The sequence below is a fragment of the Vibrio sp. CUB2 genome (assembly GCF_001557945.1).
In the GTDB taxonomy this organism is placed as follows: domain Bacteria; phylum Pseudomonadota; class Gammaproteobacteria; order Enterobacterales; family Vibrionaceae; genus Vibrio; species Vibrio owensii.
The window spans coordinates 126,122-148,966 of sequence record NZ_LNRB01000007.1; the positions used below are offsets into that span (position 1 = coordinate 126,122).

General features: G+C 46.4%; 16 protein-coding genes. 7 read left to right on the forward strand and 9 right to left on the reverse strand.

Annotated features, from left to right (window positions below; translation table 11 throughout):
- Positions 1-305: 305 nt before the first annotated feature.
- The 4 genes from ATB78_RS13265 to csdA all read left to right on the forward strand — a co-directional run bounded on the left by ATB78_RS13265 (position 306) and on the right by csdA (position 3,932).
- Positions 306-1,127, forward strand: a complete 822-nt coding sequence (locus tag ATB78_RS13265; RefSeq protein WP_012128732.1) for an outer membrane protein OmpK — start codon at positions 306-308, stop codon at positions 1,125-1,127.
- A gap of 107 nt (positions 1,128-1,234) precedes the next feature.
- On the forward strand, positions 1,235-2,125 hold the full coding sequence (gene panE, locus ATB78_RS13270; RefSeq protein ID WP_061008883.1) for a 2-dehydropantoate 2-reductase: 891 nt from the start codon (positions 1,235-1,237) through the stop codon (positions 2,123-2,125).
- Positions 2,122-2,721, forward strand: a complete 600-nt coding sequence (locus ATB78_RS13275) for a DJ-1 family glyoxalase III (protein ID WP_061008884.1) — start codon at positions 2,122-2,124, stop codon at positions 2,719-2,721. Before panE ends, ATB78_RS13275 begins: the two co-directional genes overlap by 4 nt.
- Positions 2,721-3,932, forward strand: coding sequence for a cysteine desulfurase CsdA (gene csdA / locus ATB78_RS13280; protein WP_061008885.1), 1,212 nt, complete (start codon positions 2,721-2,723; stop codon positions 3,930-3,932). The genes ATB78_RS13275 and csdA overlap by 1 nt, the downstream gene beginning before the upstream one ends.
- Before the next feature lie 101 nt (positions 3,933-4,033).
- Here the strand turns inward: csdA and csdE are convergent, their stop codons facing one another.
- From csdE to ATB78_RS13300, 4 genes are all read right to left on the reverse strand, one after another.
- Entirely contained in the window at positions 4,034-4,462 is a 429-nt protein-coding gene (gene csdE / locus ATB78_RS13285) for a cysteine desulfurase sulfur acceptor subunit CsdE (protein WP_061008886.1), read from the reverse strand.
- 20 nt (positions 4,463-4,482) lie between these two features.
- Positions 4,483-5,292, reverse strand: a complete 810-nt coding sequence (gene tcdA / locus ATB78_RS13290; RefSeq protein ID WP_005427322.1) for a tRNA cyclic N6-threonylcarbamoyladenosine(37) synthase TcdA — start codon at positions 5,290-5,292, stop codon at positions 4,483-4,485.
- Between the two features lie 102 nt (positions 5,293-5,394).
- The gene (gene mltA, locus ATB78_RS13295; RefSeq protein WP_020195467.1) at positions 5,395-6,507 is read right to left on the reverse strand and encodes a murein transglycosylase A; all 1,113 of its coding nucleotides are present in this window, start codon (positions 6,505-6,507) and stop codon (positions 5,395-5,397) included.
- A gap of 282 nt (positions 6,508-6,789) precedes the next feature.
- Entirely contained in the window at positions 6,790-7,245 is a 456-nt protein-coding gene (locus ATB78_RS13300; RefSeq protein ID WP_005436607.1) for a DUF2850 domain-containing protein, read from the reverse strand.
- A gap of 164 nt (positions 7,246-7,409) precedes the next feature.
- Here ATB78_RS13300 and argA point away from each other — a divergent pair, with 164 nt between their 5' ends.
- Entirely contained in the window at positions 7,410-8,747 is a 1,338-nt protein-coding gene (gene argA / locus ATB78_RS13305; protein WP_054823935.1) for an amino-acid N-acetyltransferase, read from the forward strand.
- Between the two features lie 253 nt (positions 8,748-9,000).
- A complete protein-coding gene (locus ATB78_RS13310) occupies positions 9,001-9,186 on the forward strand; it encodes a hypothetical protein (protein WP_009707458.1) in 186 nt (61 codons plus the stop codon).
- Positions 9,187-9,226: 40 nt separating this feature from the next.
- Here the strand turns inward: ATB78_RS13310 and ATB78_RS13315 are convergent, their stop codons facing one another.
- The 4 genes from ATB78_RS13315 to recC form a co-directional block, all read right to left on the reverse strand.
- Positions 9,227-9,607, reverse strand: coding sequence for a hypothetical protein (locus tag ATB78_RS13315; RefSeq protein ID WP_061008887.1), 381 nt, complete (start codon positions 9,605-9,607; stop codon positions 9,227-9,229).
- Between the two features lie 160 nt (positions 9,608-9,767).
- Positions 9,768-11,927 carry an exodeoxyribonuclease V subunit alpha gene (recD, locus tag ATB78_RS13320; RefSeq protein WP_061008888.1) on the reverse strand — a complete coding sequence of 720 codons (2,160 nt, stop codon included), beginning with the start codon at positions 11,925-11,927 and terminating at the stop codon, positions 9,768-9,770.
- A complete protein-coding gene (gene recB / locus ATB78_RS13325; RefSeq protein ID WP_061008889.1) occupies positions 11,927-15,565 on the reverse strand; it encodes an exodeoxyribonuclease V subunit beta in 3,639 nt (1,212 codons plus the stop codon). The genes recD and recB overlap by 1 nt, the downstream gene beginning before the upstream one ends.
- A 290-nt stretch (positions 15,566-15,855) precedes the next feature.
- Entirely contained in the window at positions 15,856-19,329 is a 3,474-nt protein-coding gene (recC, locus tag ATB78_RS13330) for an exodeoxyribonuclease V subunit gamma (protein WP_061008958.1), read from the reverse strand.
- A 366-nt stretch (positions 19,330-19,695) separates the two neighbouring features.
- Here recC and ATB78_RS13335 point away from each other — a divergent pair, with 366 nt between their 5' ends.
- Positions 19,696-21,519, forward strand: a complete 1,824-nt coding sequence (locus tag ATB78_RS13335; protein ID WP_061008890.1) for a DUF3413 domain-containing protein — start codon at positions 19,696-19,698, stop codon at positions 21,517-21,519.
- A gap of 260 nt (positions 21,520-21,779) precedes the next feature.
- On the opposite strand, the gene ATB78_RS13340 is transcribed toward ATB78_RS13335, so the two are convergent.
- Positions 21,780-22,754, reverse strand: a complete 975-nt coding sequence (locus ATB78_RS13340; protein ID WP_009707465.1) for a TDT family transporter — start codon at positions 22,752-22,754, stop codon at positions 21,780-21,782.
- Positions 22,755-22,845 lie beyond the last annotated feature (91 nt).

Genomic DNA, 22,845 nt, shown 5'->3' on the forward strand with positions numbered 1-22,845 from the left:
TCCTCAACTGATACGAATGGCCTATTAGTCAGATCACTAACGATTTGTGTTGGTTAATCGACTGGCTTAAAAAGTCATAAAAACGATTACGCAAACGACATGCGTCACATATTTATTGCAAATCAATGCAACAAACAAAAAGTTCCGTGAAATAAACTTGTTTCGTGACAGTGCTCACGAAAAACCTTCATTTTTGCATCCTTTATCACTTTCATTTGGGATTTTTATCGCTATTATTCCCGCCAATTGGAAAGCGCAGCACAGATTGCGTGTTCTGAATCATTACAAACATAGAGAGTCCCCTTATGCGTAAATCACTTTTAGCTCTTAGCCTTCTAGCGGCTACTTCAGCTCCAGTTATGGCTGCTGACTACTCAGACGGCGATATCCACAAGAACGATTACAAGTGGATGCAGTTCAACCTAATGGGTGCATTCGATGAGAAAGGTGCAGGTCCAGAATCTAGCCACGATTACCTAGAGATGGAATTCGGCGGTCGCTCTGGTATCTTCGACCTATACGGTTACGTTGACGTATTCAACCTAGCTTCTGACCCAGGCAGCGACAAAGCTGGCGCAGAAAAAATCTTCATGAAGTTCGCTCCACGTATGTCTCTGGACGCACTAACTGGTAAAGACCTGTCTTTCGGTCCAGTTCAAGAGCTATACGTTGCAACTCTTATGGAATGGGGTGGTAACTCTGGCGTAAACAACCAAAAAATCGGTCTAGGTTCTGACGTAATGGTTCCTTGGTTGGGTAAAGTAGGCCTAAACCTATACGGTTCATACTACGGCAACAACAAAGATTGGAACGGTTTCCAAATCTCGACTAACTGGTTCAAACCATTCTACTTCTTCGAGAACGGTTCATTCATTTCTTACCAAGGTTACATCGATTACCAATTTGGTATGGAAGACAAAGAAGGCAACAAGTTCAACACTAACACGTCAAACGGCGGTGCTATGTTCAACGGTATCTACTGGCACTCTGATCGTTTCGCAGTTGGTTACGGCCTGAAACTATACAAAGACGTATACGGCTTTGAAGATGGTAAAGCACTACCATGGACTCAAACTGTTGACTCTTCAGGCGTAGCACACTACGTTGCTGTAACTTACAAGTTCTAATAGAACCGATAAGTTCCCCAAAAATGGCGCCTCTTGGCGCCATTTTTATTTGCTTTCCTTTTTTCCCTCATTATCCTTGCAGCAAACCTTTTTAATGAGAGCGTTTGGTGAATATTCTCATCTTAGGTCCAGGAGCCGTTGGCTCACTTTGGGCAACTAAATTCAAACTTGCTGGACACAATGTTTCCTTGTGGGGAAGAAGCTCAAACAGCGAGCAGTCGCTCCAACTTGATGACCATCCAGCAATCAATTTTTCTAATCAGCACATCCCTTCTGTTCAAAGTGCAGATCTGATTGTTGTGACAGTAAAAGCATGGCAAGTGGAAACCGCGATTAAGCCTCTTCTTCCTTATATCAACACTGACACCATCATAATGTTGATGCACAACGGAATGGGAACCGCACAACTCATCGAAACCAAACTTGCTGATAACCCATTAATCGTTGCCACAACAACACACGGTGCTTACAAACCAAGTAAAGAGCAGGTTCTGCATACTGGTCAGGGAAATACTCAACTAGGTGGTTTTAATGCAAAAGGTGCTCAATGTGACTTCTTAGCGGAGGTGATGAATCACGCTTTGCCAGAGGTGAATTGGAACCCAAATATCAACGCTGCACTGTGGACCAAGCTTGCGATCAACTGTGCTATCAACCCCCTGACCGCCATTCATCAATGTAAGAATGGTGAGCTTGCCGCTCCGGAATTTGCCACCGAGTTGGCGAACATCACCCGTGAGTTGGTGGAGGTAATGAATAAAGAAGGGATAAAGGTCGATTTTGATTCTCTTCACACCACTGTTATGCAAGTGGTGAACGCAACAGCAGCCAACTACTCTTCAATGAGACAAGATGTTTATCACCAGCGTCGCACCGAAATTGATTTTATTACCGGCTATTTGCTGAAAGCTGCTGAAAAGCATCACATTAGTACGCCAGAGAACGCCAAACTCTATCAACGCATCAAACAGATTGAACAAAGCTGGACAGAACAATGAATAAAAAGATCTTAGTACCTATCGCGCCGGGCACAGAAGAAATGGAAGCGGTAACCGTTATCGACTTGATGGTTCGAGCTGGCTATGACGTAACCGTCGCAAGCGCAGATTTCGATGGTGCACTGACTATGAAAGCGTCTCGAGGCGTGACACTTACCGCGGATTGCAAGCTGATCGATATTGCCGATGACGAGTTTGATGCGATTGTTCTGTCTGGTGGCGTAGGTGGTGCAGAAACCTTCCGTGATAGCACCATCATGATTGAGATCCTGAAACAGCACATGTACGAAGGTAAGCTGGTTGCGGCAATTTGTGCAGCTCCTGCTTTGGTTTTGCAACACCACAACCTTTACCCTGAAGCCTTGATGACATGCCATCCAAGCTTCCAATCTCATATTCCTAAAGACAAATGGCGAGCTAAACGTGTCACCATGGATGTGAATCACAACCTACTGACAAGTCAGGGACCAGGAACCGCACTTGAGTTCGCGATGGAAATCATTATCAAACTTTCTGGTAAAGAGCATGGATGGATGGTCGCAGAGCCGTTAGTTACTATCCCGACACTGCATTATCACGAATTCGGTGACGAATAATGTTTGACGTAAACGCTGTACGCGAACAGTTCCCAGCCCTAAATCAAGACGTAAACCAATCGCCTTTGGTTTACCTTGATAGCGCAGCAACAACGCAAAAACCGCAGTGCGTGATTGATGTGATTAGCCGTTACTACAGTGCACAAAATGCTAACGTGCACCGTGGCAGTCACAGCTTAACAGCCAACGCGACCAGCCAATTTGAAGCGGCTCGTGAAACTGTTGCGAATTTTATTGGGGCGAGCAGTTCAAAAGAAATCATTTGGACTCGAGGCGCAACCGAAGCACTAAATCTCATCGCGCAAACTTATGCTCGAAGCACACTCCAAGCGGGTGATGAAATCTTAATCAGTGAAATGGAACATCACGCGAACATCGTGCCTTGGCAAATTGTCGCAGAGCAAACGGGCGCAAAAATCATTAAGGTTCCGATGACCTCCGATTGCCAATTCGATATCAATGCGTTTGAAGCACTGTTGTCGAAGCGCTGTAAAATAGTAGCGTGCGCACAAATCACCAATGTGACGGGCTCTCGTCAACCTATCGAGAAAATCATCGCCATGGCACATGCGGTAGGCGCAGTTGTCGTTGTCGATGGTGCACAGGGCATTGTTCATGAACAGTTGAACTTGGCAGAGCTCGATGTTGATTTCTATGTCTTCTCTGGTCACAAGCTGTACGCACCCGCTGGGATTGGCGTACTGTATGGCAAGCTCGACCTTTTAGAAGCAATGCCACCATGGCACGGCGGCGGCAAAATGGTCGAAAGAGTCTCGTTTGAGAAAACCACCTTCTCTGCCTTGCCGGGTAAGTTTGAAGCAGGTACACCGAACGTCGCAGGCGCGATTGCTCTAGCGAAAGCCATCGATTGGTACCAAGGCTTCGATCAAGCCGCAGTAGAGGCACACCTTCATTCTCTGCAGAACAAAGCTTACCACGCACTAAGCCAATTGGATGACATTCAAATCCTCGGTTATCAGCCGAATGCTTCAGTGCTTACTTTTGTAATGGATGGCGTTCACCACCAAGACATTGCTACTTTACTTGATCAACAAGGTATCGCTGTTCGCGCTGGGCATCACTGTGCTCATCCTCTGATGGATGCGCTCAACGTCAAAGGCACGGTGCGTGTTTCTTTTGGTATCTACAATACGTTAGAAGATGTTGAAAAGCTGATTGCAGCAGTCGAAAAAGCGGTCGATATGCTTTAACAATAAAAATACCGCCGTAGATTTATAGAAAAAGGGTTGAAATCGTTTGGCTTCAACCCTTTTCTTTATTCTGTTCTTTACGCGGTTTTAACTAACGCCAACTACTGAGCCTGCATTTTGATCTGCTCAACAATCGCTTTCAAACCGTTGCCACGCGATGGGCTTAGGTGAGTAATTAAACCGAGTTTTTCAAAGTAAGCATCAATATCAAACGCTTGGATTTGTTCTGCCGTTTTGCCATCGTAAGCCGCCATCACCAAGGCAATTAGACCACGAACAATACGCGCGTCAGAATCAGCGCAGAAGTGCCATACGCCTTCTTGCTCTTTGCTCACCAACCACACTAGGCTTTCACAACCAGATACGGTTACTTGCTCTGATTTAAGCTCTTCAGGCATTTGAGGCAGCTTTTTACCCCATTGAATCACCTGACGGTAACGGTCTTCCCAACCTTTAAATTGCTGCATGGTTGCGGCGATGTCTTCACTGGTGATGTCAGTGCCAAACGGCGAAACAGGAAAATCAGTCATGATGCACTCTCTTCTCTGAATTACTTCTTATGCTTTTGGATCAGCTTTTCAACGATGCGTGATACCGCAACAAAACCGAACGTTGCGGTTACAACCGTCGCTGCGCCAAAACCACTCGCACAGTCCATACGTTTTGGACCTTCTGCTGTCGATTTCACGCCACATACTGAACCATCGGCTTGTGGGTACTTCAATTGCTCGGTAGAGAACACACAATCGATACCAAACTTACGCGCTGGATTTTTCGGGAAGTTATGATGACGACGTAATGTGTCTTTGATCTTCTTCGCCAGTGGGTCTTGGATTGTCTTGGTCAGATCCGCCACCATGATTTGGGTTGGATCGATTTGACCACCAGCACCGCCTGTCGTGATCACTTTAATCTTGTTACTACGGCAGTAAGCCAGTAGAGAGGCTTTTGCTTTTACGCTATCGATCGCATCCAACACGTAATCGAACTCTTTGCTCAAGTACTCGTGCTGGTTATCTGGCGTGATGAAATCGTCAATCAGATTGACCTTACATTCTGGGTTAATCAGCTTAACGCGCTCTGCCATCACTTCAATTTTGCTTTGACCAACCGTGCCAGTCATCGCATGAATTTGACGGTTAATGTTGGTCACACACACGTCATCCATATCGATAAGCGTCAACTCACCAATACCAGTACGTGCGAGCGCTTCTACCGCCCATGAACCTACACCACCAATACCAATCACACACACGTGTGCAGCACGAAGGATTTCTACTTCGCTGTTACCGTAGAGACGACGAGTGCCACCAAAACGTTGGTTATAGCTGTCAGATGCCGGAGTATCGAGTTCACGCATATTGAAGTTCCAGATGATCGATAGAAAAACAAAGAGTGCGATTTATACGCACTCTTTGAGGAAATGTCTAGATGATGAGAGGTGATTCCTCTCGCTAGGCGCTTATTGTAACTTCTCTGGCGGCAAAGCCCAAGGTGCTTGCGTTGGCGTGTTTTCCAAGCCCAACTTCCACACTCGACCAAAGTGCTTGTAGTGACCCGCTTCTGTACCGGCACGTGGTCCCATACCGTGGTATAGGTCAAGATGGTTCTGCTTCACCGCGCCGCCAGTGTCTAACACAATAAGAAGACGAAGCTGGTGCGCCCCACTCCATGTACCGTCTTTATTAAGCAATGGCACTTCCGCCAAAATTGGCGTACCCATAGGTAGAATCGAACGATCGCCTGCTACCGATGCCATTGGTAATAGTGGAATACCTGCAGAGCCCGTTACTGGCGCATCCGCTTGTGGAGCAAAGAACACATAAGAAGGGTTTTGCTCTAGCAACTCACGAACTGTTGCTTCATCATTCTTCATCACCCAGTCTTTGATGGCTTTGAGTGACATCTCTTCACGTGGCACTTCACCACGCTCAATTAGAATTCGGCCAATACTCACGTACGCTTTATTGTTCTTACCTGCGTAAGCAAAGTATTCCAGCGTATCGTCATCTTCGAAATGAACAAAGCCACTGCCTTGCACTTCCATCATGAATGGATCAATACGGTTTGGTGCGTAACCCAATACCAGACCTTGCCCTTCAAGCGCACCGTTATAAATTTCAGCACGAGTTGGGCAATCAGAGCTACATTTTGGCTTGCCGTAAACCGGGTACTTATATGTTTCATTCGGTTGATGACGCAATTCCATCACAGGAGAGAAATAGCCTGTGAACAACACGTTGCCCTTCTTATCACCACCACCAAGCTGCGCGGCTTGAATGCCGTAAGCACTGAGCGCAGTCGTGTCACCACTCTGCAATGCCCATTCACTCAACTTCTCGTAAAGTGGCTGATACATTTTTGCCATTGAAGGCGACTTAGTCACAACCTGTTCTGCTTGTTTGTTGAACTCAGTGAAATCTTGTGGCTTGTTGGATTCAACGACATCAGCTTTGTTCAAGATATGCGAAAACTCGCCATCGTAATCTTGCTTAGCAAGTAGGTTTTGTTCTGGCTCAGCCGCACAACCAAATAGCAGACTTAAAGAGACAATAGGAAGGAGTTTTTTAAACACGTATTTTTTCCATAAAAGAAGATAGCAAAAGGATGGCAAACAAATGCAAGCGACGCAATTGAAAAGCTGCGACAAAGTGTATCAGCGATAAGGCAAAGGCTTGGTTTGCTGCCAATTTATCCATTTAAACTGGGTTGAGGATAATAACAGCAATGTAATCAAACGATTGTCCGGACAATGTCTGATGGAAGTGGCAGGAATTTTAAGATACCCGAAAACGCCAGCCCTCTCACACTGAGACCCAGCGAGCAGTTATAGAAAGAATTTTACGAATATGAAGCGCTAGCGAATAGCTAGGTTCGAATGACCTTCTAGGTGAAAGACGGGCAGATAGTGGGCATTTGAATCCAGCTTCATTTCAGAATGATGCTGATCGAGGAAGTCAAATCGACGCACTGTAGAGCCGACCTTATAAGAAAGCGTATCACCATCAAATTCGAAATCCGTCGCCACGGTTGACCCTCTCACCGTTACACCACGCTCACTAAGAATAAACTCTTCACGAGCATATGGCGCCACGTCTTGCTCTACCCACTTGCCATAAATCACAGACTTAGAAACTGGTGGATTGATATAGCGTGTGATCAAATCACCATACATCATAAATACAACTATCGTTCCTACGATCGCCGTTAGCATAAGCGAACGTTCGATCCATTTACGAAGTGGCGATTTTGTAGAGATATTTTGCTCTGATTGAGCAGCGATCGCAGCATTCTTATTTACAACTGAAGACATGAGGCTCACGTGTTTGAACTAGACGGGAACATTGTACCCCCATCGACCAAACACAACCAAGCATCACGCTCACGATGTTTGTGCTTTATTCCAAAAAATTACCTTGCTAACGCTTGAATAAAAAGACAATATTAAAGCATAAATAAACACAAGGAATGGCTGTAGTGAAAATTCGTAGTACTGCTCTGGTTAAAGGATTCCGTCAATCCACACCTTATGTGAATGCTCACCGTGGAAAAACCATGGTATTAATGCTAGGAGGTGAAGCGGTTGCCGATAAAAACTTTGGTAACATTATCAATGATATTGCTTTAATGCACAGCCTTGGTATTAAAGTCGTCGTTGTTTATGGTGCCAGACCACAGATCAACCAACTACTAGAGAAACAAGACCTTACTACGCCATACCACAAAAACGTTCGAATCACAGATGAAGCTGCGCTTTCGGTAGTTATGCAAGCCGCAGGACAGCTTCAACTGGCAATTACCGCGCGCTTATCCATGAGCCTTAACAACACGCCAATGGCGGGTACCCAGCTTAACGTTGTGAGCGGCAACTTTGTCATTGCTCAGCCACTCGGTGTGGATGACGGTGTCGACTATTGCCACAGCGGACGCATTCGTCGAATTGATACCGATGCAATCCACCGCACCCTCAATCAAGGCTCAATTGTATTACTCGGCCCAATCGCCAGCTCAGTGACAGGGGAATGCTTCAACCTTCCCTCAGAAGAAGTCGCGACTCAGCTAGCGATTAAGCTTGGTGCGGATAAATTGATTGGCTTCTGCTCTGAGCAAGGGGTTATTGATGATAATGGTAACGCCGTCGCGGAATTGTTCCCTATTGAAGCCGAGCATGTCATCACAAAACTCATGGCTGACACCTCACCAGATTCCGACTATAACTCTGGAACATTACGTTTTCTCAAAGGCTCGATTTCGGCTTGCCGTGCTGGTGTGCCAAGAAGCCATCTAATCAGTTACAAAGTTGATGGCGCACTCATCCAAGAATTGTTCTCTTTCGATGGTATCGGTACGCAGGTTGTGATGGCCAGTGCCGAACAGGTACGTGAAGCGGACATCGATGACATTGGCGGTATTTTAGATCTGATTCGCCCATTAGAAGAACAAGGCGTGCTAGTAAGGCGCTCTCGCGAGCAACTTGAGCAAGAAATCAATAAGTTCACCATCATTGAGAAAGACGGCTTGATTATCGGTTGCGCGGCTTTGTACCCATATATCGAAGAGCAAAAAGCAGAGATGGCTTGTGTGGCGATCCACCCAGACTATCGTGATGGAAACCGTGGGCTATTGCTACTGAACTATATGAAGCATCGTTCAAAATCAGACAACATCAATCAGATCTTTGTGCTGACCACACACAGTCTGCATTGGTTTAGAGAACAAGGCTTCTATGAAGTGAATGTTGATTACCTTCCGGGGGCAAAACAAGGGCTGTATAACTTCCAACGTAAATCGAAGATTCTGGCATTAGATCTCTGAAGAATAACAAAACGTTATTTATTCAGTGTCTATATCATTATGCAAAGCTTTACATTGACATTGGTCGCAATTTAACCTTTTCAATATACACATGGTTGGTTATACTCTGCGCGACAAACGGTTGGTTTTTAATCAACTCACAAATGGATCTAGGTGAATATTGTTCACCCTAAAGTGCAGAGCGAGCTCCATCGCGCTGCATGACGCATCAAGGACAGTTGTTACTCTTAAAATGAATAAGATGAGCACTGTTATGAGAACCATTATTTGCAATTCACTTCAAAGCTTTTGGGATATGGCGGATAACCATTTTCTGGAAGGGCTAGACGTCCATTGCGTGTTCCCCGTCAATGACGCCATTAAAGATTTTATCTTGGCTTACCAACAACAGTACAAAATTCGCAGCGTGTCATTTACCAATGCGTTTACACAAAATTAAAAAAGACCGAGCATCGCGCTCGGTCTTTTTGTACGTATGCTCAGTGAAAGATCATAATTAATAACGTCGAAAATATAACGAATAGAATGATTAGCAGCATCAACCAATAAACCACGCTAACCTTAATAAGCCATTGAGGACTTATGCTGCGTACATCGCTCAGTCCCCGCTTTTTCCCAAGTCGAGGAAATGCGATGGTCGCAAGCAGGCCGGTGCCATAGATAAGAGAGCCAAAATGAAAACCGGAGCTGCTGGCTAGCTCAACTTCAGAAAAATGTCGCTCGTTGAAAGCGTACTGCTTTACATTTTTGGGTGTAAAGAAGACGAGAAAAGCGCCTAGCACTACAAACCAAATAAACAACGCAACACCCGATACAAAAAAAGCGATAAATGCGATATGTAGAAGCCAGGAAAAATCCACGGTCACACCTCACTCGACATCAAAGCTCAAACAATATCGTCGAAAAAGCATGGGGTTCAATGCAGGTCGAATGACTCAGACATAAAAATGGCGGGATTACGACCCGCCACATAAAAACATATTCAGTTCATGAAAACTTCTCACTTTTGAATGAGTAAACTCAATTTCTAAGTCGCTCAACCAACCCACTCGCTCGGGTGGTTTTTACTTTAATTCCGCGCTTGAGAACATTCATCTCAGCGAACATCGCAAGGCGTTTCTTTGCACGAGTAATACCTGTGTAGATCAGCTCGCGAGTGAGGATTGGACTGAAATCTGGCGGCAGTATCATTAGTGTGTACTCAAACTCACTGCCCTGTGATTTATGAATGGTCATCGCATATGCGGTTTCATGCTCAGGGACTCGGCTTGGCAGCACCGACTTCACGCTGCCATCCGGTAGTTCAAAGAACACTTTAAGACGCGGCTCTCCTTCGCTGTCGTCTCGCATACAAATACCGATATCACCGTTATACAATCCTAAACCATGATCGTTACGCGTGACCATCACTGGCCTGCCGTGATACCAAAGTTCATCTTGGGTTTGAATCAACTTACGTGCCGCGAGTGCTTTTTCAATGCGTTGGTTTAAACCGGTCACACCAAAATCACCTTCACGGATAGCACACAATAATCGGCATTGATTAAAGGTATCCAACACGGCTTTAGCTTTGTGGGTCAGTGTTTCTGGTTCCCCTGTCTTTTGGTCAATCTCTTGCTGTCCGATGCGTTTTAAATAACGACCATATTCGGCAACCAAAGTCTGCATCATCTGATTGTAGTTTTGGCTACTCAGTGCGAAATGCTCGATATCAGCAAAATCACGATTCCAAACGTCGTCTACTTTTGCGGCTGAGCCAGCATTAACCGCTTTTGCTAGCTGACCGATACCGGAGCGAGCATCGAATCGATAACTCTTTTGCAGCATACATAAGCTATCGGCAATCGAAGCATTACTGTTGGTGCTGTAAGCCAAGGTGTCAAAACCCGTTAATTTCGCGACCGCAGACGCTTGATCTTTTCCAAAGCCAAATGCGTGGAACGAACAGATATCACCGAGCACCGCACCTGCCTCTACCGATGCCAACTGGTCTTTATCTCCCAGTAGAATCAAACGCGCATGCTTTGGTAGCGCATCGACAACTTTGTACATCATCGATAGATCGACCATGGAGGCTTCATCCACCACTAAAATATCGAGGTGCAGCGGATTTTGTTTGTTGTGACGAAACTCTGCACTGTTCGGGATCGCGCCCAACAGGCGATGCAAAGTGCTCGATTCGGTTGGAATCTTCGCTTTAAGCTCAGGCTCCACTGGCAACTCTTGAATCGCTTTACCAATAGATTCCGTCAAACGAGCTGCGGCTTTACCTGTTGGCGCCACCAGCTTGATGGTGAGGTTTTTCTCTTGCCCTGCTTGCTCAATCAGCGCGGCTAGCAGTTTGGTCACCGTGGTGGTTTTACCCGTACCCGGACCACCGGAAATCACCGCAAAACTACGCGTCAGTGCTACCGCTGCCGCGACCTTCTGCCAGTTAACACAAGCCGATAATGGTACAAGCTTGTCCAGCACTTGTAGATCGTGAACTTGTTTCGCTTGGTTGACTGCCGTATCAATGGCTGCCCAATCGAGACTGTCTACGGTAACCACATCCAAATGGTCACAGACTAGCTGCTGGCGTAACACTTGATTGCTGATTCCTGCATCTGCCGCTTTGGCTAGTGCATTGAACAGAAAGTGATACTGACGAGCAAATAAATGATGGAGCAACTCAGACAAACGTGTGAACTCTTGAGGCTGAAGGTTTACAGCCGCACTGAGTTGATTGAGCTTGTCCGCCAACGTCACTTCATAGTGCCAGTAACGATGCAGGTAGAGACGCTCGCCATCAAACATCATTGGTAAGGCTTCACCTTGTGCTCCGACCAAAGACGACGCTTGCAGAAGCTCAACCCAATTAACGCCTTGCAACTGAGTGTTCAACGCCAATGCGGATTCACCAAACAGACCGAGCTTACTGGCAAGGTCTGTTGGCTGCCCTTGGCTATCAAACAGAGGCAAGCAGATGTGCCCTTTGCCTAACTCACTGCTGACCACGCCAGCAATAAATGCCAGTTCTTGGCTGTTCGCTTGTTGCTCAACTTGCGAATAGATAAAGCGCGCGAACTGGAAATCCAATTGGCGAATCGCACCTTTGTTTGCTAACGATTCTAAAGTTGCCAATAGATCTCGTGTTGCTACAGGGCTGCTTTGCTCAGAAAGAAGATCATTGGTTTTCATCAAATTAACTCCATCTGACCCGATTCACTGGATCGCGTGTCAGGTGCTTGACCATCAATCAAATGATCCATCTCTTGTAAAAATTCAAAGGTTGGCTTGGCAGAAAAAATACCATGATCACTTTGCCCATCCATACCACGCAAGAACAGGTAATAAACACCGCCAAAGTGCTGTTCATAATCATAATTTGGCAATCTGCTGCGTAAGAAACGATGCAGCGCCAAAGCATAGATTTGGTATTGCAGATCGTAGCGATGATCCGCCATCGCCGACTTCAACGCATCGCCATGGTAATGGAATACATCATCACCTAAGTGGTTCGATTTCCAGTCAAGGACGTAGTATTTGCCTTGGTGCTCAAACACCAAGTCAATAAAGCCTTTCAACATGCCTTGCACGGTTTGGAAACCCAGATCGCCCGCTTTAGCAGACAGCGGGTCATGACGTTGAATCACGCGGTTCAATGCAGGTGCAGACAGCACTTCAATCGGTAATAAGAATTCCATCTCAACCAAACGTTGCGCAGGACCTTTTTGATTGAGCAGCAGTGCTTTTCTATCCAAAGGCGTTGCCAGCACGGTATCAATCAACTGTTGCAGGATTGGCAGCCACTCTTCATCAAGCTGCTCACTTTCCATTAAACCGAGGATGATTTGGGTGTTCTCTTCCGTCGTCGCAGGTTGAGTAAACTCTATTTCCTCAAATAAACTGTGCAGGAAGGTACCCGGACGTGCGCCACGCGGGAAGTTGAAGATAGAGCGTTCTGGCTCAACCAATTCGGCTTCATCTTGCTCTTCTGAAGAGTCGATATCAAAACCGGTGATTTCAATCGTCGCGTCATGTTCAGCATGATGAGAACCTTGTTTAACTAAGCCCGAGTAACTGGTGATTCGCCAGTTTCTATCAATTGGGTTTTGCAGCTCTTTAGCTGTCAACGCTTCTAACTCGGTTTGCTCCGCAACATACATCTCGTCGTGCTGCTTTGGAGGATCACAAATCACCACGTTATCGAGATTCTCTTGCTGCTTCTTCAGTCCTACAAACAGGTCGTTGATGCCGCCTTCTTGACCATTTTGCACCAAGTAACCAATCGCACTGTGATGCACGCCGGTTGGCTCTTTGGTTGAGCGACCATTGCGCAGTGGTGAAGCACCAATAAAGCAGGCATACACGGCACGCGTTAGCGCTACATAGATGAGGCGCAAGTCTTCAGCAAGGCGCTCTTTATCTGCCTGTTTTAACGACGCATCATTGCCCGTGATATCAAGTACAGTGCGGTCGTTCTCAGCGTCGTAGAATTTGGCTTCACTCGCTTCTCGGTAACCAAACACAAATGGCAGAAAGACCAAGTCATATTCCAGACCTTTGGATTTGTGAATGGTGACGATTTGCACCAAGTTACGCTCTGATTCCAAACGCTGAATTTGATCATCGCTGCCACCCAGCCCATGTTCTGCATCGCTGATGGATTGCGCCAACCAACGCAGCAAGCCGTGGTCGCTGTCTAATTCGTTACTTGCTTGCTGCAATAACTCACCAATGTGCATCAGATCGGTAAGTACTCGCTCACCGTTTTCGTTTTGTGAGCTCGCCCCTTCTTCTAGCAGACGCTCAGCAATATGACGCTTGCTGATCACTGCTCGCAACATAGGTAGCACACCACGCTGCACCCAAAGTTTGCGGTATTCTTTGAACTCGTTAACCGCGTTTTCCCACACGGTTTCGTCGTTATTGAGGGCGTCTAAGCTGGCAGCATCCAGAGCGAACAATTCTGATGCTAGGCTGGCGCGTAATGCTCTGTCGTTTTCTGGTGTTAATACCGCTTGCAGCAAACGCTGTAAGTCTTGCGCCACAGAGCTAGTAAACACACTATCGCGGTTGGACAAATACACACTAGCAATGCCTCGGTCTGCTAACGCCTGCTTGACCATGCGACCTTCGCTACCCGTTCGCACCAATACTGCAATGTCGCCCGCTTTAACTGGCTTCTGCTTTTCGCCATTAACCAAGCACGCTTGACCTTGTTGCGCTGCGGTCAAAATGGTTTGAATTTGGCTTGCTGTCGCCTCTGCCATAGTTGTGAGGTATTCACCTTTTGGCAGAGGTTTATCTTCCGCTTCTTGCAGCCAATAAGTCAGTGCAGGCTGTTTTTGACCACCCATAGTCCAAACGCGTTTATCGGCACTTGGGCTGTAATCCACGGGGTGGAATGGAATGTCGGAGTCATAAATAAACGGGCTATCTGGCAGAGCAAAAATCTGGTTCACTGCCAATACCATATCGGCACTTGAGCGCCAGTTGGTACCAAGCGTGTAGTGAGCACTAACTTGGTTACGCGCCTTTATGTATGTGAAGATGTCCGCCCCACGGAAACCGTAAATCGCCTGTTTCGGGTCACCGATCATAAATAACCCGCACTCAGGATTATCCAAATAAATGCGGCTGAAAATACTGTATTGCAGTGGGTCGGTATCTTGGAATTCATCGATCATCGCAACCGGATAAAGCGTGCGAATGCGCTCTGTCAGTAGGGCGGTTTCATCGGTATCAATCGAGGCAGAAAGCTGAGTCAGCAAGTCATCAAATGACAACCATTGCTTCTGATTTTTTGCTTTTGCCAGCATCACGCGACAATGCTCAATCGCATGAGCCAATAGCGGCGCTTTTAAACTGATTGGGTTGGCAAGAAAAGCTTCAATCGCCTCAAACACAGGGTGCTGTGGCGCAGTGCCTTTCGGGGTTTTCTCAAGCAACACATTCTGCGCGAACTTCTCCAGCTTATCTGGATAGTCATAGCCCGTGGTTTCTGTCGCAGCCCATGCGTTGACCGCTTCTAACCACGTCGGTAAAGACTTTTTGGTGTAGCTGCGTTTGTTGACATCGGAATCAGAAATCAGTGCGAGGAAATCCTCTTGGCTATAACGCCATTGGGCTTTCAAAGCATCAATTTGCTTTAAGTTTTGCTCATGCAAATCGGCAAGACTACCTTGCATTGCAGGAACAGAGAGACTTAGCGGCGCGCCTGTGAGGTAGTTGCTGATGTCATACAACAGATCCGATGGCGAGCCCCAGAGTTGGCGTACTTCTCCTGCCAAAGCGAATGGCAGAGGGTAGAAGTTACGACGCCAGTAATCGGCAACCACTTGCGCTTTGAGATGGCTTTCGTCCGTTACAAATTCATTATTGAAACGGCTACCGGATTCGAATGCGTTTTGCGTCAGCATGCGTTGGCAGAAACCGTGAATGGTGTACACCGCGGCTTCATCCATTTGGCGCTCTGCTTGCAAAAGGATCTCAGCGGCTTGCTTATGATCTTCGATTTCTTCCAACAAAGGCTGAATCACAGGATCTGAGCTTTTCCCGCGAGCGAATGCGATCCTCGCGTCGTGAATACGCGCACGAATACGATCACGCAGCTCCGCCGTTGCAGCTTCGGTAAAGGTCACCACCAGAATTTGATCCACGGTCAACGGCACGCGGTGCTTCGTATCGGCAGTGCCATGCCCTAGTAGGAGTCGCAAATACAAACCCGCGATGGAAAAGGTTTTACCCGTACCCGCCGAAGCTTCAATTAGCCTTGCACCATGCAGCGGAAAAGTCATGGTTTGCAGTGGAGTTGGAACTGACATTTGCGCCATAACGCTGAATCTCTCCGGATTATCGACTGATCGAACTGTGATCTATCGTTAAAAATTCTATTAATATGTCTAATAGGTTGGAATATTTAGACCTTTGTGGGATCTCACTCACGGTTATCATTACGGAGTACCGTTAGTATGCGCCTCACGAGATAAGCCAAGCCTTTCAGGCGGCTACACTCAAACGAATCATGGTCCCTCTGACCTTGTGGCCGTACAGCGAACGCCCTACAAAAAATAATGATTTTCTGGCGGCCACCCTACTCTCTTTTTTGTCTAAATAATCCAACTTACTTTTCATCATTGGCATCCATCGCCGTCAATCTTGCGCCTTGAAGAACCAATGCAGTCAGTGTGCGAACTTCTGCTGCAAGCTCATCATTCCAAGCAGACCAAATACGCGAGATATACGCATTGTTTCCTTCGCCTGGGCTCATGTAACCATCATTGAATGCGTCCGCCATTTTCTTCAGCGATTTCTCTTCGTCATCAGCCCAGTGGCCACGACTAAAGCCCGCTTCGACACACGCCAGTGCTGTTTTCGGGAAATATGGCAATGGCTTGGTCATGCCTTCAAAAAACAGACGTACTAATTCAGCAAGCAGTTGTTTTGCTTGTGCAGCATCTGCCATTGCTGGGTAAACCAAATGCACCGCGCCTTCCTTGCGGTCATAACCGATAACGTGGGTCTTTCTAGCCTGACCAGAGGCAGACATAGCAAGATGATCGATCCATGCAGCAAGGTAATCCTGCGCACGAATTTTACCGCTGCGGTAGCGAATCAAGCCAGACTGATAGCATTGAGTTAACCAACCAGTTAGACGGATATTCTTTCCTTCACCAAGTACATCGAAGGTAAGGTCGATTTCTAAATCGTCTTGCGGCGCACCGGACAAAAACGCCAACTTATCCACCAGCTCTTCAGCTTGCACGCGGTTGGTTTCAAACTCGATATCACCAAATGCGCCAACCGGTAATTTGCCCTGTGCGCGTTGCTCACTCATAAAGTGCTTGAGTGCATCTGCTTTTGCGGACGGTTGAGTAATGGCGGTTTCGAGCAAGGTTTCTAGTAACTCATCGCGCATCTGATAGCTTTCTAAGCCACCTAACACGAATGGTTCATCGTCTTCCATCACTGGCAATGGCGGCTCGAACATCACTTTCAAACGGCGGTTAAAGAAATACTGCACTGGCAAACGCCAGAAGCGTTGTAATTCCACCAAGTCCAACTCGATTGGGAAGGTTGCGCCAAGTAAGTAATCATCCAAGGCGCGGTTAAACTCGCCACGCGCATGACCTTGCGATTGATTGCTTTGGGTCAACGCGGCCGGAATCCACTCCTTAGCATAGCTTGAGTGAGAACCTTGGAATGCACTTGGGCTGAATGGCACCATGGCATGCACATTCACTAACTCCTTGAGTAGTTTATCTCCGGAATCATCGACGGGCTGGTCTTGATCGCCATTTAGACAGTAGTTCTGATGGCAGTATTCCATCAACTCCGATACCAGCACAGACGGCACGCGCTCGGTGTTATCTTGGATAGAGCGCCCAACGTAACTGATGTACAAACTTTGCTGCGCAGACAACATGGCTTCTAAGAATAGGTAACGGTCATCGTCTCGGCGTGAACGGTCGCCCGGCTTAGTGCGCCCCGTCATTAAGTCAAAACCTTCCGGTGGCATTGAACGCGGGTAAACACCATCGTTCATACCCAGCAGACACACGGTTCTAAATGGGATCGAGCGCATCGGCATCAGAGTACAGAAGTTCACTTGTCCGGCAAGGAAGCGCTGGCTGACCCGTGTTCCTGACAGCTTGTTTTGTAGATACTGGCTAACAATAGAAGGCGACAAGGCATCATCAAATGCCGCATCGGTTAGCTGTTCTTTCAGTTGGCTTAAGGTATCTCGAATCGACTTGAGTGCCATTTCCCCTTCTAACTCAACGGAGAAGAAGTCATCCAACATCGCCACCAAGGTTTCACGCCATGCATCAATCGACTGAACATGGGAAAGTTTGCGGCGATATTGGCTAATTTGTTGAATAAAATGGGCTAACTTACCAGCAAGTTCTGCGCCCATACCTTGCACTTCATTGTATGGCGAGAGGCTACCTTCTTGCGCTTCAAACAAACCGGCAGATTCTGGCATCGCGTAACCTAATAACATACGCTGGATACCAAATTCCCATGTGTTTTGGCGTGTTTCTGGCAGTTCAAATTCGCTGCCCGTATGGCTATCTAGCCCCCAGCGAATGCCAGATTCTTCCACCCATTGTTTGGCTTGAAGGAAGTCATCTTCGCTTAAGTCGAATCGCTTCAAAATCGCTGGCGTTTCTAACAACTCAAGTAATTCAGAAGCCAAGCAACGTGTATTCGGTAAATTAACAAGTTGCATGAAAGCCGCCAAAATTGGGCTTTCTTGATCGGCCGTTCGGTCTGAAATCGAGTAAGGAATGAATCGCTCACCCGGCGCATTGCCGAATACCGCCTGAATCGCAGGGCTGTAGGCATTGATGTCTGCCACCATGACAATAATATCGCGCGGTTTCAGTGTCGGATCAGCATCGAACATTGCCAAAAGCTGATCGTGTAGCACTTCCACTTCTCGCATTGGGCTGTGGCAAGAGTGCAAGCTCAGAGATTTATCACCCAAACTCACCACTTGTTTGTGCTGACTGCTGTCGATTTGCTCGTCGTCTTGGTGCTCTTCTAAATTAAGAATATCGGCTTGAAGTTGATGGAGCAGACTGTCTCGCTCGACATCAACAAAAGCTTCAATCTCATGGGATTCGAGCTGCGACAAAAGATACATGTTATCGCGCCCAAGTTTACCCATCGACGCCAACAAGCTGTTACCCACCACATCGGTATGCAGCTCATCCACCACGTTTTCTTCTAGTGAACCTTTTAACTGCTCAGTCTCACCTTGCACTTCAGAATGGTCTTCTTGCCACACCACGTGCTGGCGATGCTTTGCGGCTAAGCGAGCTAGGAATTTACGGTCGCGTACCTCCCCCCAGTAATAGCGACAAGGGTTGGTAAACATCAAGTGCACATCAATGTGTTCACCAATGGCTTTGAGCGCATCCATGTAGCGTGGCGGCAGTGAAGAGATACCAAACACAAACAGACGCTTCGGCAGATGGTCAAAGTTACCGTTGAAGTTTTCGAGCGTATCAATGAAGTGTTCGTACAAATTGGCACGATGATAAGGCGATTGCCCAAGGGTAACTGTGTGGTCGTACAATGCTTGCCACAAAACTGGCTGCCATGGGTGTTCGTCTTCAAGTTCAGGTACCGTTTGTCCGGCTTCCCAGCTTGCAATCCATTCTGGGCGATACACCAAATAACCGTCGAAAATATCAGCAATTTTCTCTGCCAATTGATACAGCTTGGAGTTGTCACTGTCGTCCTGAAGATAACGAGCCAAAGGTTCGAATGATGCTTCGTTTAGTAAACCCGGAAGCAAGTGCATCAACTTCCACGTCATGGCTTCTTTGTTGAAGGCACTGCGCTTAGGCACATCAGCCAATACTTGGGTGAACATGTCCCAAATGAAAGTCGCTGGCAGCGGAAATTCTAGGTTTGCCGCAACACCAAACTCTTTCGCCAATTCCATTTTTAACCACTGAGACATGCCCGGGCTTTGAACCAGAATTTGCTCTTTTTCGAATGGGTTTTCTAATGGATTGATGCGAATCAGTTCAACAAGAAGTGATTTGAGAACATCGACCTGATTGGAGTGATAGACAGTAAACAAAGTAGGAGCACCGAATGCCAATGGAAACTGCTAGCAAGCTTAGCACAGCCACATTTATTCCTAGAGCGATCTCGATAGCTTAAATAACAAAAGGTTAGAGAACACTCAAACTCTGCGCAAATAACCAGCAACTGACATTTGTAAGTCACGTCTTACACGCAAATACAAAGCGTGACATCAGTCACAACTATTTCATGATAAAAAACACTGTTTTATAATTCACGCAAATTTTTATAACAATACCCATCAAATTGAATATTGAGTGAAAGGCGAAGAATCACGGGGTTCAAGTCATCTTGATTTCACGCTGAGCCGCACTTTGTTCTTGATTTGATAGGGATGAAAAAGCACTGGAATACCAAAACTATGTTGCGCAAATTTTCTTCAAATAGCGCTTGGCTGATTGCATTTTTTGCTTGCTTTGCGCTTTATCTGTCGATCGCTTGTTACCCATTTTTGCTGTCAAATAACCAAGCAGAACCGCTCACCTTTCTGCAAGAATATTATTTACTTGCTACACAATTTGGCTGGTTGGGTTTAATTGCTCTTCCGCTGATGCTGGGTTGTTTATTGCTGTCCTTTTTGCCGACGCGCATGTTCAAAGTCGTTGTGATCACCATTGCCATCACACTCTTGATCATGTTGAAAGTCGATATCCTCGTTTTCCAGCAATACAAACTGCACATCAATGGCCTGTTGATCCGCATGTTCTTCGAAGGCGGTCGTGACGTATTTGAAATCTCTTGGATGAGTTGGCTGATCTTTATTAGCGACATTGCACTGCTCGCCATTGGCTTGGCATGCACCGTTTGGTTAGCCAATAAACTGGCTCAGAGCCGAGCAAAGTTTGTGATTGTTGCGGTTTGGTTTAGCTTGTTGCTGAGCACTCAGGTTGTCCACGCGTATAAGAACGCACTCTATGACGACGAAGTCAGCCAGTTCTCGAATAACTGGCCTCTTTACTACCCATTAACGGCGCGTAAGTTTATCTATCGTCATCACTTGGTGGATGAAACCATTGCCTCACAAAACCGAGTGGAGCTGAAAAACATTGAAAGCAGTTCACTGAACTACCCACTCGCCCCTGTAAATGTTAAACCTAAAGCTAAACAGCCGAATGTGTTGTTCATTCTGGTTGATGCTTGGCGCCACAGTGACGCAACACCAGAGATCATGCCAAATGTCAGCAAGTTCAGCGAAAAAACGATCAATTTCTCTCAACACATGAGCGGTGGTAACTCTACTCAGGCGGGCATTTTTAGTCTGTTCTACAGCTTGCCAGCAACTTACTGGGACAGCTTTTATGCGAGTCAAAAATCCCCCGTCTTCATGGATACCCTGCAAAACCAAGGCTATCGAATGGGTATTTTTGGCTCAGCACCATTAACCAGCCCGCCTTTGTCGCGCACCGTCTTTAAAAAGGTGAAAGATCTCACCCTTAAACAAACTGGCGAAACACAAATCAAACGTGACCAGCAGATCACCGATGAGTTTATTCAGTTTCAAAAGCAAGATAGCGACAAGCCGTATTTTAGCTTCTTGTTTTACGATTCGGCTCATGGCACCAGTTTTCCAGAGCCTGAGTTTGCTAAATTCAAGCCTTACTGGGAACGTGTCGATCATATTCTTCTGAATAACGATTTTGACGCCTCGCTTTATCATAACCGCTATAAGAACTCGTTGTATTTCATCGACAGTTTGATTGCGAAAGTACTGAAGAATGTCGACTTAGAGAACACCATTGTGGTGATTACTTCCGACCACGGTGAGGAATTTAACGACCATAAGATGAATTACTGGGGCCATACGGGTAACTACAGTGATACTCAAGTGCATGTGCCGTTATACGTTTATCTTCCAGATCATCAGCCAGAGCAGATCAACTACCGCACCACACACTATGACATTGTTCCAACTCTAATGAACGTGCTATTCGACGTTAAAGGCGACACCCAATCGTATAGCGTAGGACGAGACCTGTTTGATAATTGTGTTCCACGTGATTGGTTCATTGCGGGCAGTTATTACAACTATGCGCTGGTAGGGAAAGAAACCATGTTAGTGGTAAACCCAGGTGGGCACTCTCAACAACTCAATAATCAACTTAAAGTGGATACGGAACACCAAGTGCCAGTGAACGTGATTCAAGATTCTCTCGATGAAATGTCACGCTTCTATAAAAAAGGATAAAAAGAAAGAACTCACGCCCATCAGACAGGTAGGCATAGTGAAGAGAGGTAAGTTTCGAATTGCCATCTTCTGCATGAGAACTCTCGCTACAATGGCCGCGGTTACTAAAGTTTGATGTATTAAAATTGTATCTATTTTTCCTGCCACCCTTTTGGGGTGGCATTTTTTTATCTTCAGATTAGCTTTAGTCCCGATCCTACCGATACAAAAAAAAGCCTCTTGGCGAGAGAGACCAAGAGACTTTGCTTTACGAGTAAGACTTATGCGTGATGTGTCGTCATCAAGCGTGGTTGGATTAGTAAGTTATTGATGTATTGCAAACCTACGTAAGTCACCACAATCGTTGCCACAATCAATTCGATGCCTGCTAGACCGCGAACTTGTTGTACATAGTGCGCTGCTAGACCATTTGCTTCCATCCAGTTTGCTGTTTTGAACAGAGCCGTTGCACCAATCACCATTGGGAAGGTAAACGCTGCGTAACCAGGGCTAAATGGCAGTCTTAGCAATTTAAAGAAGGCTAAGTAGATGATGGCTGTCATCAATACCGCGATACCAAACAACAGAGCAATAATCACTGGTGAAGGTGTTGCCGTTACGGTTAAGTACCCAGCCAACGATAGGCTTGCTGGTGCCGCCATGATTGCCATGGTTGGTTTTGCTGCATCTGGAATTTCATGAGTGAACATAAAACGGTAGATCATCATTGGCAACATCACCGCGTAAGCCACCATACCGAAGATCAACGCACCGTGTGCAATAGGTGCAAGTACTGGGTTACCAGAGAAAGACACGTCTGCAACGATAATACCCACTGGTGGTACGAACCAGCTTGGCACCATGTGGTGTAGTTCGAAGTCTTTCGCGCGGTGGTACAAGAAGCTCACTAGGAACACGATATGTAGAGCTACCGCCACTAACCAAAGCACGTCACCTGCAACAGGGAAAAAGTGCCCTAGAGAATTTGAAACCACCATGGTTCCCATCGCGAAAGTTGGAACGACACTACCCACCACAGGGTGCGCAAGATCTTGTCTCAGCAAATGATTGTGAAAAAGAAATTTAGTCGCCAAGATTGCTAGCAGTACGCTTGCAATACCTGCGCTAATCCACTGTCCATAGCCATGTAATTCGGCGAAGTTTTCCCAACTCCAACCTAAGCTCGCAATACCAAGAGCTAGACCCGCCATTGGGGTTGGTGCTCCCATTACTTTTGCTTTTGTTCTTTGAATCATTACGACCTCAAAATCTAGGCTAACTTTCTATGGGGTGTATATTACTCTTGCACTTCGTTCCAATATATCTAATTATTTAAAACTAACGTTC